Annotated in this window: 10 protein-coding genes; 7 read left to right on the top strand and 3 right to left on the bottom strand. The window is 72.6% G+C overall.

Translation table 11 applies throughout. The features are described 5' to 3' along the window. The first annotated feature begins 122 nt into the window (after window positions 1–122). Window positions 123–956, top strand: coding sequence for a PP2C family protein-serine/threonine phosphatase (locus FKN01_RS13865; protein WP_143620136.1), 834 nt, complete (start codon window positions 123–125; stop codon window positions 954–956). Between the two features lie 69 nt (window positions 957–1,025). Next, entirely contained in the window at window positions 1,026–2,021 is a 996-nt protein-coding gene (locus FKN01_RS13860) for an MASE1 domain-containing protein (RefSeq protein WP_143620134.1), read from the top strand. A gap of 9 nt (window positions 2,022–2,030) precedes the next feature. Here the strand turns inward: FKN01_RS13860 and FKN01_RS13855 are convergent, their stop codons facing one another. Beyond that, window positions 2,031–3,293, bottom strand: coding sequence for a D-arabinono-1,4-lactone oxidase (locus FKN01_RS13855; protein ID WP_143620132.1), 1,263 nt, complete (start codon window positions 3,291–3,293; stop codon window positions 2,031–2,033). 425 nt (window positions 3,294–3,718) lie between these two features. Here FKN01_RS13855 and FKN01_RS13850 point away from each other — a divergent pair, with 425 nt between their 5' ends. After that, window positions 3,719–5,212, top strand: a complete 1,494-nt coding sequence (locus FKN01_RS13850; RefSeq protein WP_143620130.1) for a sugar transferase — start codon at window positions 3,719–3,721, stop codon at window positions 5,210–5,212. 87 nt (window positions 5,213–5,299) lie between these two features. On the opposite strand, the gene FKN01_RS13845 is transcribed toward FKN01_RS13850, so the two are convergent. Further along, window positions 5,300–6,277 (bottom strand): GDP-L-fucose synthase, encoded by a 978-nt coding sequence (locus FKN01_RS13845; RefSeq protein WP_143620128.1) that lies wholly within the window; start codon window positions 6,275–6,277, stop codon window positions 5,300–5,302. A gap of 112 nt (window positions 6,278–6,389) precedes the next feature. Here FKN01_RS13845 and gmd point away from each other — a divergent pair, with 112 nt between their 5' ends. From gmd to FKN01_RS13825, 4 genes are all read left to right on the top strand, one after another. After that, window positions 6,390–7,403 carry a GDP-mannose 4,6-dehydratase gene (gmd, locus tag FKN01_RS13840; RefSeq protein WP_143620126.1) on the top strand — a complete coding sequence of 338 codons (1,014 nt, stop codon included), beginning with the start codon at window positions 6,390–6,392 and terminating at the stop codon, window positions 7,401–7,403. A gap of 132 nt (window positions 7,404–7,535) precedes the next feature. After that, window positions 7,536–9,785, top strand: a complete 2,250-nt coding sequence (locus tag FKN01_RS13835) for a LamG-like jellyroll fold domain-containing protein (protein ID WP_143620124.1) — start codon at window positions 7,536–7,538, stop codon at window positions 9,783–9,785. After that, complete coding sequence (locus FKN01_RS13830; RefSeq protein ID WP_143620122.1) at window positions 9,782–10,498, top strand: hypothetical protein; 717 nt, start codon at window positions 9,782–9,784, stop codon at window positions 10,496–10,498. The genes FKN01_RS13835 and FKN01_RS13830 overlap by 4 nt, the downstream gene beginning before the upstream one ends. Beyond that, window positions 10,495–11,322: a glycosyltransferase family 2 protein gene (locus FKN01_RS13825; protein ID WP_143620120.1), complete on the top strand. Its 828-nt coding sequence runs from the start codon at window positions 10,495–10,497 to the stop codon at window positions 11,320–11,322. The genes FKN01_RS13830 and FKN01_RS13825 overlap by 4 nt, the downstream gene beginning before the upstream one ends. Before the next feature lie 12 nt (window positions 11,323–11,334). Here FKN01_RS13825 and FKN01_RS13820 read toward each other — a convergent pair whose 3' ends face one another. After that, the gene (locus FKN01_RS13820; protein ID WP_143620118.1) at window positions 11,335–12,498 is read right to left on the bottom strand and encodes a glycosyltransferase; all 1,164 of its coding nucleotides are present in this window, start codon (window positions 12,496–12,498) and stop codon (window positions 11,335–11,337) included. Window positions 12,499–12,564: the final 66 nt, after the last annotated feature.

Here is a 12,564-nt window from a genome sequence, read left to right as displayed (position 1 = left end):
GCGGGTCCACTTACAGCATCCACCCGACCGGCCGGCGCCGCCCGCCCGGCCTGCGCCCGGTCCCCCGCCGAAATAAACTGCAGACACCCGGCCCGCCATCCCCGTCCCCCGCGGAGCGGCCCATGAACCGGCGTCGTCCTTCCCGGTCGGCCAGCTCCGACGAACTGCTCACCACCCTTCACAACCTCACCTCCCGGGCCCGGCGCGAGGTCGAGCTGCAGCAGGCCCGGGTGGAGCTGGCCGAGGCGCTGCAGCGGGAGATGCTGCCCACGGCCCTGCCCTCGGCGGCGGGCCTGCGGACGGCCGCCCGCTACGCCCCGGCGCGCAGCGGTCTGGACATCGGCGGCGACTGGTACGACGGGTTCGTGCTCCCGGACGGGGCGCTGGCGTTCGCCGTCGGGGACGCCCAGGGGCACGACGTGGAGGCCGCCGCCTTCATGGGCCAGATCCGGATCGCGATGCGCGCCTTCGCGCTCACGGCCGAGGACCCGGGCGAGGTCGTGAGCCGCACCAACGACCTGTTGCTCGCCGCCGACGCCGAACTGCTCGCGACCTGCACCTTCGCGCGTCTCGACCCCGCCACCCGGGAGCTGCGCAGCGCCCGGGCCGGGCATGTGGCCGCCGTCTGGGCCACCGCCGACGGCCGGGCGGGCGCCACGGACGACGAGGGCGGGCTGCCGCTCGGGGTCCAGCCGGGCGAGGAGTACCCGGTCACCACCCGCTCCCTCAGCGGCGAGGGCGCGGTCGTCCTGCTGACCGACGGGGTGGTCGAGGGGCCCTCGTACGCGCTGGACGAAGGGCTGGACGCGGTGGTGCGGCTCGTACGCTCCCGGGTGACCGAGGACGCGGACACCCTGGCCGACGCGGTCATGGGCTCCGCCGAGCGGACGGGGCACCAGGACGACGCGGCGGTGCTCGTCCTGCGCCACGGGCGCTTCGCCGCCGGGGGCGGATGAGGCGGCGGCCCCCGGTCCCGTGCGTGTCACACTGCCGTCCGCCGCGGGGGCCGGTGTCTGATGTGAACCGTGATCCGCAGCGAGAAGGTCCGCCGGTGCCTGGTGGCGGTCCTGCCTGTCGTGGCCGTCGCCGCGGCCTACTACGGGGCGGCCCGCCTGGGGCTGCTGCGGCAGGTGACCGTCCACGGGGCGGTGGTCACGCCCCTGTGGCCCCCGACCGGGATCGCGCTGGGCTGCCTGCTGTACCTGGGGGCGCGCGCCTGGCCCGGGATCGCGATCGGTTCCCTGGTCGTCGTCACCACGCTCACCGGTACGGCGCGGCCCGCCACCGCCGCCATCGTGGCGGGCAGCACCCTCGCACCCCTGTGCGCATACCTGCTGATGCGCCGGGCCGGCTTCCGCCGCGAGCTGGACCGGCTGCGCGACGGGATCATCCTGGTGTTCCTCGGCGGGATGGCGCCCATGGTGATCAGCGGCACGACCGGGACCGGGATGCTGGTGGCGGACGGAAAGCTGCCGCTCCACGACTTCTGGTCCGTCTGGGCCGCCTGGTGGGCCGGCGACGTCATGGGGGTGCTCATGGTCACCCCGGTCCTGCTGGTCCTGCCCCGGGTACGGCTGCCCCGGATCACGGACCGCTGGGCGGAGGCCGGGGTGCTGCTGGCCGTCGCGGTCGTCGGTTCGGTGGTCGCCACCCGGAGCACCCTGTCGATGATGTACCTGGTCTTCCCGATCCTCATCTGGGCCGCCCTGCGCTTCCAGCTGCCGGGCAGCGCCCCGTGCGCCCTGCTGGTGTCCGTGCTCGCGGTCGTGGCGGGGACGGACGGGGCCGGCCCGTTCGGCGGCCACACCATCGTCGAGGTGATGATCAGCCTCACGGTGCTGAACGGCGCCGTCGCGCTCACCGCTCTCCTGCTGGCCGCTGTCGTCACCGAGCAGCAGAACGTCCGGCACCGCATCGAGCACGCCTGCGAGGAGCTGGCCGAGGTGGTCGACCAGCTCGCCCCGGGCCGCTCGGCCGCCGCCTGGCCGTCCCGCACCGAGGACGAACGCGGCAGCCGCTGACGCCCGGGATCAGCGCCGGAAGCAGCGGTCCAGGAACGCGTTGCGGAAGACGCCCTCCGGGTCGTAGCGGGCCATCAGCGCCTCGAAGTCCGGGTAGCGCGGGTAGAGCGTGCGCAGCACCTCGGGGGCCGTGGAGAAGACCTTGCCCCAGTGCGGGCGGGCGCCGAACGGGGCCAGGGCCTCCTCGATCCCCGCGACCACCGGCGCGACGGCCGCCGCGTCCGGGACCCAGGTGAAGTGGAAGGCCACCGAGTCCCGGCCGTGGGCCGGGCTCAGCCACAGGTCGTCCGCGGCGACGGTGCGCAGCTCGGAGATCTGGAGCACCGGGGCGATCCGGTCCCGCAGCCGGGCCAGGGCCTCGTACGCGGCGACGGCGTCCGCGCGGGCCACGAAGTACTCCGACTGGAGCTCCTCGCCGTTGCTCGGGGTGAACTCCATCCGGAAGTGCGGCAGCCGCTCGTACCAGGGGCCGGGCACCCCCTGCTGCGGGGTGCAGTTCCCGGCCGGCACTCCGGGGATCGGGTGCCGGGGCCCGTCGGCGAGCCGTGCTCCCAGCCACTCGGCGGGCATCGCCTCCGCCGCGCCCTCGTCGCCGGCCCGCTGCTTCAGCCAGACCTGGCCGACCGGCCCCGGCCGCCAGTCCGTGAAGACGCTGACGCTGTAGGCGGCGGACATCACCTCGTCGAAGCGCGCGGTCAGACTCGCCTCGGGCAGGTCCTCGTACACCCACTGGCGCACCTCGAAGGCGGGCACGAGGTCCAGTTCCAGCGAGGTCACGACGCCGAGCGCGCCGAGGGAGACCACCGCGCCGGGGAATTCGTCGTCGTAGCGCCACAGGGTCCGCATCCCGCCGTCGGCCGTCACCAGGGTGAGGCCGCGGACGGCCGCGGCCAGGGAGCGGTTGCCCACGCCCGAGCCGTGGGTGCCGGTCGCGACGGCGCCGGCCACGGAGATGTGCGGGAGCGAGCCCAGGTTGGCGAGCGCGAACCCGCGCTCGTGCAGTTCGGCGGCGAACTCGCCGAAGCGGAGTCCGGCGGTCAGCGCGACCGACCGTCCCGGGACGTCGATGTCCACCACGCGCGGGAGTCCGGCGAGCGACACCTGGTCGCCGGAGGTGTCCGCGACGGTGTTGAAGGAGTGCCGGGTGCCCAGGGGGCGGACGGCGCCGGACGCGGCGACCGTCTCGCGCAGCTCGCGGACGGATCGCGGCACGCACAGCCGCTTCGCGCCGAAGGTGATGTTGCCTGCCCAGTTCTTCTCCGCGGGGGTCACCGTACGTCCCTACTTCCACTCATGGCCGGGCACGTGCTCCCGACACCGCATTCTCCCAGACCGCCCGCCGGCCGCCGGAGCCGAGCGGTCCGAATACCTCCCCCGCAACCGCGCGGGCACGTACGGTAGTTGGCGGACCGAGGTACATATCCGCACACCAGCCGTTTGACGCATGTCACACATACCGACAGGTACGCACAGAAGCAGAGATCCGGTACGGATCGGGACGAGTCCCGGATCGCCGTGCCTGTCTGAACTTCACCGGAACTCCAGCGAAATGCCATGTGTGTGGATATCGTGCACCGAGCGAGGGCGCGTCCGTCAGTCCACTGGATCGGCGGATGCGCCCCGTTTGTGGCGATGCGACTGTGACTGGGGGGTTCATGGGGCATGTCGAGCTACCCGAATCCGATATACCGAGGCCCGTGGGACTGGCGGGGGCGCCACGACCGCGGACCTCTTCAGGACGGCCGTCAGGGCCCGTCCGGCCGCGGCAGCTCCCGGACGTGCGGCGCGAGCGCGGCGCCCGTGTGCCCGGCAGGCACCCGGGCCTGCCGGCCCTGACGGTGCTGTGCGCCGAATCCGCCGGCCTGGGATTACCCGCCTGGCTCGTGCTCCGCGCCGACGGGCAGCCCGAGGCCCTGGCCGGGGCGCTCGCGGCCACCGTGGTGTGGTGCGGGGTCCGGGCCGCGCGCGGCCGGTACGTATTACGTGTGCCGGACCGCCCGCCCGGGGTGCTGACCACGCCCGCGGACTGGTTGCTGCTCATCGGTGTGCTGGCGGTGCTGTGGACCGTCCTCGACGCGCCGGTCGACCCGGCGGCGGCCGTCGTCGCCCTGACCCCCGGGCTCCTGGCGGCGGCGGGCACCTCGTGGGCCCGCCGGCTGACCCGCTCCGGGAGGCGCCGGACGGCACGCCGGGTGCTGGTGGTCGGCGAGGCCGCGGGGGTGGACCGGGCGGTGCGGCTGCTCACCTCGCGGGAGGACCACGGCTATCGCGTGGTGGCCGCGCTGCCGGTGGGCGCCGCGGCGCTGGGCTGCGAGGTCCCGGTGCCGGGGCGGCTGGCTCCGGCGCCCGCGGGTGACGACGCCTCGACGGTGCTGGGCGCGGCCTTCGCCCACGAGGCGGACCTCGCGCTGGTGGTGCCCGGTGCGGGGCTGGCGGAGGAGCGGTTGCGGCGGCTGACCTGGGGGCTGCACGACGGCGGCCTCGAAGTGTCGGTGCTCTCGCACCTCTCGGAGACCGCGGCGGACCGGGTCCGGCCCTCGTCGGCGGCCGGGCTCACCCTGCTGCACATCGTGCCGCCGCTGCGCCGGGGACTCCAGCCGGCCCTGAAGGCGGCGGTGGACCGGGCGGGTGCCGCCTGCGGGCTGGTCGTCCTGGCCCCGCTGCTGCTGCTGATCGCGGTGGCGGTCCGGCTCACCTCGGCGGGCCCGGTCTTCCACCGGCAGGTCCGCCAGGGGCAGCACAACCACCCGTTCGTCATGTGGAAGTTCCGCACCATGGTGGTGGGCGCCGAGCGGCACAAGGCGCGGCTCACCGAGGCGAACGAGAACGACGGACCGATGTTCAAGATGCGCCGGGACCCCCGGGTGACCCGGCTGGGCCGCCTGCTGCGCCGCTCGTCGCTCGACGAACTGCCGCAGCTCATCAACGTACTCAAGGGTGACATGTCCCTGGTCGGGCCTCGGCCGCCGCTGCCCGAGGAGGTGTCCCGTTACGACGAGCGGGAGTTGCGCAGGCTCGCGGTCAGGCCCGGGCTGACGGGACTGTGGCAGGTCAGCGGCCGGTCCGACCTGTCGTGGCAGGAGACGGTGTCGCTCGACCTCTGGTACGTCGACAACTGGTCGGTGGCCACGGACATGGGGCTCATGGCCCGGACACTGCGCGCCGTCACCGACGGCCGCGGGGCCTACTGAGAGCGGGGGCGGATGAGCGTCGTGGGAAGGGGCCGGACCGCCCGCCCGCCGTGGACGGGGACGGGCCGCCCGGCCGGGCGGGGACGGCTACGCGGCCTGCTGCCGGAGCCACCAGGAGTACGTCTGGGCGATGCCCTCCTTCAGCGGGATGCGCGGTGCGAAGCCGAGGGAGGTCAGCCGGGTGACGTCCAGGAGTTTGCGCGGGGTGCCGTCCGGCTTTCCGGTGTCCCAGCGGACCTCGCCCCGGTACCCCGTCACCTCGCCCACCGTCGCGGCCAGTTCGCGGATCGTCAGGTCGTCGCCGCAGCCGACGTTGACCGGTGCCTCGTCGTCGTAGCGCTCCAGCAGGAGTGCGCAGGCGGCGGCGAGGTCGTCCACGTGCAGGAACTCGCGCCGGGGGTTTCCGGACCCCCAGAGCGTGACGGCCGGTGCGCCGGACTCGCGGGCCTCGTGGAAGCGGCGGATCAGGGCGGGCAGGACGTGCGAGGTCTCCAGGTCGAAGCTGTCCCCGGGGCCGTAGAGATTGGTCGGCATGGCGCTGATGTAGGAGGCGCCGTACTGGCGGCGGTAGGACTGCGTCTGCACGATGCCGGCGATCTTGGCCAGCGCGTACGCCTCGTTGGTCGGCTCCAGGGGCCCGGTGAGCAGGGCGCTCTCGGGGATCGGCTGCGGGGCGTGCTTCGGGTAGATGCACGACGAGCCGAGGAAGAGGAGCCGTGCGGTGCCGGCCGCGTGCGCGCCGGCGATCACGCTCAGCTGGATGCGCAGGTTGTCCTCGATGAACTGCACGGGACGCGTGCTGTTGGCCATGATCCCGCCGACCCGTGCGGCGGCCAGCACCACGGCGTCCGGGCGTATGCCGCGCAGGAAGGCGGCGGTCCGTCCGGCGTCCCGCAGATCGAGGCGGTCGCGGTCGCGGGTGACCACTTCATGGCCGTCGGCGGTGAGGCGGCGGACCACCGCCGACCCGACCAGGCCCCGGTGACCGGCCACGAACACGCGGGCGCCGGGGCGTAGCAGGGACGGGACTCGTTCCCGGGGAGGGCCGGGGAGATCAGTCGTCATGTTTTCGGATTGTGCCAGCAGCCGGGTGAAACGGTGATGTTTTGGACCGGATCACTCAGACCTTGATATTCCATGACCAACTGCCTTACGGGCGACCGCAGAAGGGGGACACGTGGCGAAGACCGCGCTCATCACCGGGGTGACCGGACAGGACGGTTCGTACCTGTCGGAGCTGCTGCTCCAGAAGGGGTACACGGTCCACGGCCTGATCCGCCGCTCCTCCAGCTTCAACACGGAGCGGATCGACCACATCTACCAGGGCCCGGAGCAGGAGCAGCGGTCCTTCGTGCTGCACCACGCGGATCTGGCCGACGGGGTCGCGCTGGTGAACCTGCTCCGGGACATCCGGCCCGACGAGGTGTACAACCTGGGCGCCCAGTCGCACGTACGGGTCTCCTTCGACGCGCCGCTGTACACGGGTGACGTGACCGGTCTCGGCACCATCCGGCTCCTGGAGGCGGTGCGGGCCAGTGGCATCGACACCCGGATCTACCAGGCGTCCTCCTCGGAGATGTTCGGTGCGAGCCCGCCCCCGCAGAACGAGCTGACGCCGTTCCACCCGCGCAGCCCGTACAGCGTCGCCAAGGTGTACTCGTACTGGGCGACGGTCAACTACCGTGAGGCGTATGGGATGTTCGCGGTGAACGGCATCCTGTTCAACCATGAGTCGCCCCGGCGCGGGGAGACCTTCGTGACCCGGAAGATCACCCGTGGTGTGGCCCGGATCAAGGCGGGCCTCCAGAGCCGGCTGCACCTGGGCAATCTGGACGCGGTACGCGACTGGGGTTACGCCCCCGAGTACGTCGACGCGATGTGGCGCATGCTCCAGTGCGACACCCCGGACGACTATGTGGTGGCCACCGGTGAGGGGGTCAGCGTCCGGCAGTTCCTGGAGTACGCCTTCGAGCACGCGGGCCTCGACTGGCGCGACTACGTCCGCTACGACGCGAAGTACGAGCGGCCCAGCGAGGTCGACGCGCTGATCGGCGACGCCTCGAAGGCCGGGCAGCTGCTCGGCTGGAAACCGGCCGTACGGTCCCGGGAGCTGGCCCGGATCATGGTCGACGCCGACGTGCGCCGGCTCTCCGACGAACTCGCGGGGGAGGCCGTGCGGGTGGACAGATGACGGACTCCGGCGCGCACCCCCGCCCCCGCCGGTGACGCGGTGGGGACGCACGCGCCGGCCCGGGCGGGGCCCCGGCTCCGCCTCCTCGACCGCGGCCAACGGGCCGCGGCTCGTTCTCACCTTCGGAGCTGAATGATGAACCGAACCACTGGGCGCCGGCGCGGCCGGACGCGGGCCGCGGCGGCGGCGCTCGGCCTGCTCGCGGGCGCCCTGGGCGCCGCCGCCGCGGGCAGTCCCCCGGCCGCCGCCCTCACCGCGCCGGTCTCGATCACCGCGGACAACCTGTCGACCTGGCAGACCAACGGCATCGTCTGGTCGATGGCCGCGTCCGAGGACGGTGTGGTATACGCGGGCGGCACCTTCTCGACCGTACGGCCGCCGGGAGCGGCGGCCGGGACCTCGGAGCAGCCCGCGGTGAACTTCGCCGCGTTCGACACCGCGACCGGGGCGCCCACCGGCTGCTCCCTGTCGTTCACGCTCTCCTCGGGGACCGCGACCGTACGGGCGCTGGCCCTGTCGCCGGACGGTGAAACCCTCTACGCGGGCGGGCAGTTCGGGGCGGTGAACGGGGTGGGCGTGAGCAACATCGCGGCCATCGACACCGCGACCTGCACCCCGCGCCAGGACTTCAAGGTCGCCGTCTCGGCCACCGTGCGGGCCCTCGCGGTCACCGACGACACGGTGTACCTCGGGGGTGACTTCACGTCGGTGGCCGGGCAGACCCGCGGCTACTTCGCCGCCTTGACCACGGGCGCCGCGCTGAAACCGTGGACGGCGAGGGCGGACGAGGTGGGCCGGGCGGTGGAGGTCACCCCGGACGGGCAGCACGTGGTGCTCGGCGGGGACTTCTTCACCGTGAACGGCACCTCCTCGCACGCGCTGGCGGTGGTGGACGCCACCACCGGCGCGCTGGACAAGAGCTACCCGGGTTTCATCCCGGACACCTCCACGGTGAAAGACCTCACCAGCGACGCCAAGCAGTTCTACACCGCCAGCGAGGGCACCGGGGTCGGGGTGTTCGACGGCCGGATCGCCCTCGACCTGACCACGTTCGACCAGGTCTGGCGCGACACCTGCCTGGGGGCCACGCAGGCCCTGCTGGTGCACGACGGGGTGCTCTACAGCGGCAGTCACGCGCACGACTGCGCGTCCATGGGCGAGTTCCCGGACCAGCCGCGCAAGCATCTGCTGGCCCAGTCGGTGGACGACCCGAAGCTGCTGCCGTGGTTCCCGGACACCAACGACGGGATCGGTGAGCCGGTCGGACCGCGCGTGATGGCGCAGACCGACAAGGGCGGTCACCACTACCTGTGGGTGGGCGGCGAGTTCACCACCGTCAACAGCAAGCCGCAGCAGGGGCTCACCCGGTTCGCCGACGGCCCGGACACCGGGGCGCCCTGGGTGCCGAACGTGAGCGTCTCCACGGTCGCCCCGGACAAGGTGGACGTGAACTGGCAGACCAGCTTCGACACCGACGACGGGGTGCTCACGTACCGGATCTACAAGGACGGGGCGGCCACCCCGGTCCACACGACGACGGGGTACTCCGTGTTCTGGGACCGTCCGCAGCTGCGGTGGACGGACACCGACGTGGCGCCCGGTGAGACCCACACGTACCGGATCAGCGCGAGCGACGGCACCAACACCAGCGCGAAGTCGCCGGCGGTGAGCGCGACCGTCGCCGCCGAGGCAGAGAGCTATCCGGCGAAGGTGCTCTCCGACGGCGCGACCCTGTACTGGCGCTACGACGAGGGCACGTCCACCTTCGCCGCCGACACCGGGGCCGGGCTCGACAACGGCTTCCTGCGCAACTCGCCCTCGTACCGGCAGACCCCGGCGGCCGTGGCCGGGCCCTCGACCGCCATCGGCTTCGACGGCTCCACCCAGTACGCGTACAGCAACCGCGGCCGGTCCCAGGTCACGGCGTTCTCCGTGGAGACCTGGATCAAGACCACGACCACCCGGGGAGGGAAGATCATCGGCTTCGGCACCAACACGATGGAGCTGAGCGGCAAGTACGACAAGCACGTGTACATGCAGAACAACGGGCGGCTGACGTTCGGCACCTCCAACAACGGCGGCCAGACCGTCAGCACCACCGGGGCCTACAACGACGGCGCCTGGCACCATGTCGTCGCCACCCAGGGCCCCGGCGGCATGGCCCTGTACGTGGACGGGCGACTGCGCGCCTCGAACTCGCGGTACACCAAGAGCCTGAACTACACCGGCTACTGGCGGGTGGGCGGGGACAACCTCGCGACCTGGCCGAACCGGCCGACGAGCAACTTCTTCGCCGGTCAGATCGACGAGACCGCCGTCTACCCGGCCGTGCTGACCGCCGCCCAGGTCAGTGCCCACTACGCGCTGAGGAACAGCGGATGAGGAACGCCTTCCTGGCCGGTGCCGCCGTCGTCCTCGCGACGGCGGCGCTGGCCGCGTGCGGATCGTCGTCCGGGGGCGGGGACCGGAGCGGGGGCGCCGAGGCGGCGGGGTCACCGCGCGCCGCCGCCTCCTCCCCCGGCCCCGTGTCCGGCACGGACGCGGAGCCCTCCGGGGACGCGTCCGCCGGGCCCCGGCCCTCCCGCGGCAGCGAGCCGCCCAAGATCCCCACCGACCGGCTGACGCCCGCCACCGGCACGTTCACCGAGCAGCAGAAGGAGTACCTGACCGACCGGGTGCCCGTGGGGACGGACCCCGCGGCGGTGCTGCAGACCGGGCAGGAGACCTGCGACCGGCTCGACTACCTGGTCAAGGTGGACCGGGACACGGCGGTGGGCGCCGTCGTGACGGGCGAGATCGCCGGCGCGGAGCCCGCCGTCACCCATCTGTGCCCCCGCCACGAGGACCTGGTGGCCCGGGCATCGCTCGGGTACGCCGACGGGGTGCACCGGGGTGACGAGCTGCGGCCCGGCCGCTACCGGGCCGTCTCCCCCGCCTCGACCTGCACCTGGGAGGTGGCCGGCCCCGGCGGGAAGGTCCTGGCCTCCGGCTCCTCGCACGACGGGAAGCGGCCCGCCCTCACGATTCCGAAGGCGGCACTCGCCTTCACCTCCACAGGCTGCTACGCCTGGCTGCCCGAAGGGGACGACGGATGAACAAGCTGCCGATAGCCGTGGCGATCCCCACGAAGAACGAGGGGCTCAACATCGCGGAAGCCGTGCGGTCGGTCATCGACCACTTCGAGGCGGTGGTCGTCGTGGACTCGCACAGCTCCGACGACACCGCGAAGATCGCCGCCGAGTGCGGCGCCGAGGTCGTCCTCTACACCTGGGACGGCGGGCACCCCCGGAAGAAGCAGTGGTGCCTGGACCATGTGCGCACGGACCTGGACTGGATTCTGCTCCTCGACGGGGACGAGCGGCTGAGCCCCGGACTGCTGGCGGAGCTCCGCGGGATCTTCGCCTCGCCCGACGCGCCGAAGCCGGCCGCGTACGACATCCCGCTCGGCTACTGGTTCTCCGGGAAGCGGCTGCGGCACGGCTACACCATCCGCAAACGCTCACTGACCGACCGGACCCGCTGCCACTATCCGGAGGTCGGCGATCTGGACGCGCCGGGCATCGGTGAGGTGGAAGGGCACTACCAGCCCGTCGCGCAGAGCACGGCGGCGCTGCGCCATCCCATCGAGCACCAGGATCTCGACCCGGTGACCGCCTGGTTCGAGCGGCACAACCGCTACTCGGACTGGGAGGCGTGGCTGAACCACCATCCGGAGGTCAAGGAGCAGGTGCGCCGCGCCAAGTCACGGCAGGGGCAGCTGTTCCACAAGGCGCCGTTCAAGCCGGTGGTGTCCTTCGCCTACATGTATCTCTACAAGCGGGGCTTCCTGGACGGCCGGGCGGGCTTCGACTTCGCGCTGGCGATGAGCTTCTACCGCTGGCAGATCGCCCTCAAGTCACGCGAGAAACCCTCGCGTTGACGCGAAGGACGCTCACCCTCGCCTCCGGCGGACCACGTCTTCGTAGGTCCGCCGGAGGGTGGCGGTGACGGCCTCGATGGTGAACTGCTCGTTCACCAGCTCCCAGGCGGCCTTCCCCGCCCGCTCGGCGGCCTCCGGCTCAAGCAGCTCCAGGATCGCGTCGGCGACCTTGCGGGCGTTGGCCGCGTCCTCGCCCACCCGGCTGTCGATCACCCGGCCCGAGCCCGCCCCGGCCACATCGGGGGCCTGCCCGCAGGTGCGCGTGATCACGACGGGGGTGCCGACCGACATCGCCTCCAGCACCGAGACGGGGAACGGCTCCTCGATCGCGGGCAGCACGTACACATCGGCCTCGCGGTCGGCGGCCAGCACCTCGTCATGCCCCAACGGGCCGACGTGGTCGAGGGATTCGGCGACCCCGAGCCTCCGGGCGAGCGCGAGGGTGCCGGCCAGCGCGCCGGTGTCGGGGCCGGCCAGCACGAAGCGGGCGTCCGGGTGGCGGGCCAGGACGTGCGGCATCGCGGCGACGAAGTCCTCGGGCCGCTTGCGCTCCTGGATCCGGGCCAGATACAGCACGGTGGGCGGCCGGCCGGGCTCGCGGGCGGGCTTGCGCTCCTGCGGGCGGACCCCGTTGACCAGCCGGACCGTGCGGGTGAGCGGGACGGGGGCGGCGACGGCGTTCACATCGAGCCGCTCCATCTCGGTCAGATACAGGACGGCATCCGCCTGACGCAGCACCCTGCGCACCCCGAGGAGGTCGGTGAGCTGGGCGGCCTTCTTCTCGGTGGGGTCGATCATGCCGTGGGTCTGGACGACCAGGGGTGTGCGGGTCGCGAGCGCGAGGAGCGCCACGGGCAGGGTCACCAGGTCCCGCATCAGATGGACGTGGACGAGATCGGCGCCGCGCATCATGCGGCGGGCGGTGTTCAGCAGCGCGGCAGAGGTGATGCCGCTGACCTCGAACATCGGGAGGATGTGCCGGGCCTGGAAGAGGTGGACCGGAACTCCCTCGGCTCGGCTGGGCAGGTCGCCGTCGGGGAAGCCGTCACCGAGGGCCATGACGCGTGCGTCGTCGCCGTGCGCCCGCTGGACCTTGGAGAGGTTGAACGCCACTCGTGTCGGACCGCCGAAGGCGTGGTCCGGGGTGTGGAGCGTGACAACGTGCAGGATTTTCACCAGAGTTCCCCTCGACTGTGGCCACGTGTTCACAGCGTAATCACCGGCACCACCCAAGTGGGCTGA

It is taken from the genome of Streptomyces sp. 130 (assembly GCF_007096885.1).
In the GTDB taxonomy this organism is placed as follows: domain Bacteria; phylum Actinomycetota; class Actinomycetes; order Streptomycetales; family Streptomycetaceae; genus Streptomyces.
This window is presented reverse-complemented; position numbering and strand designations above follow the sequence as displayed.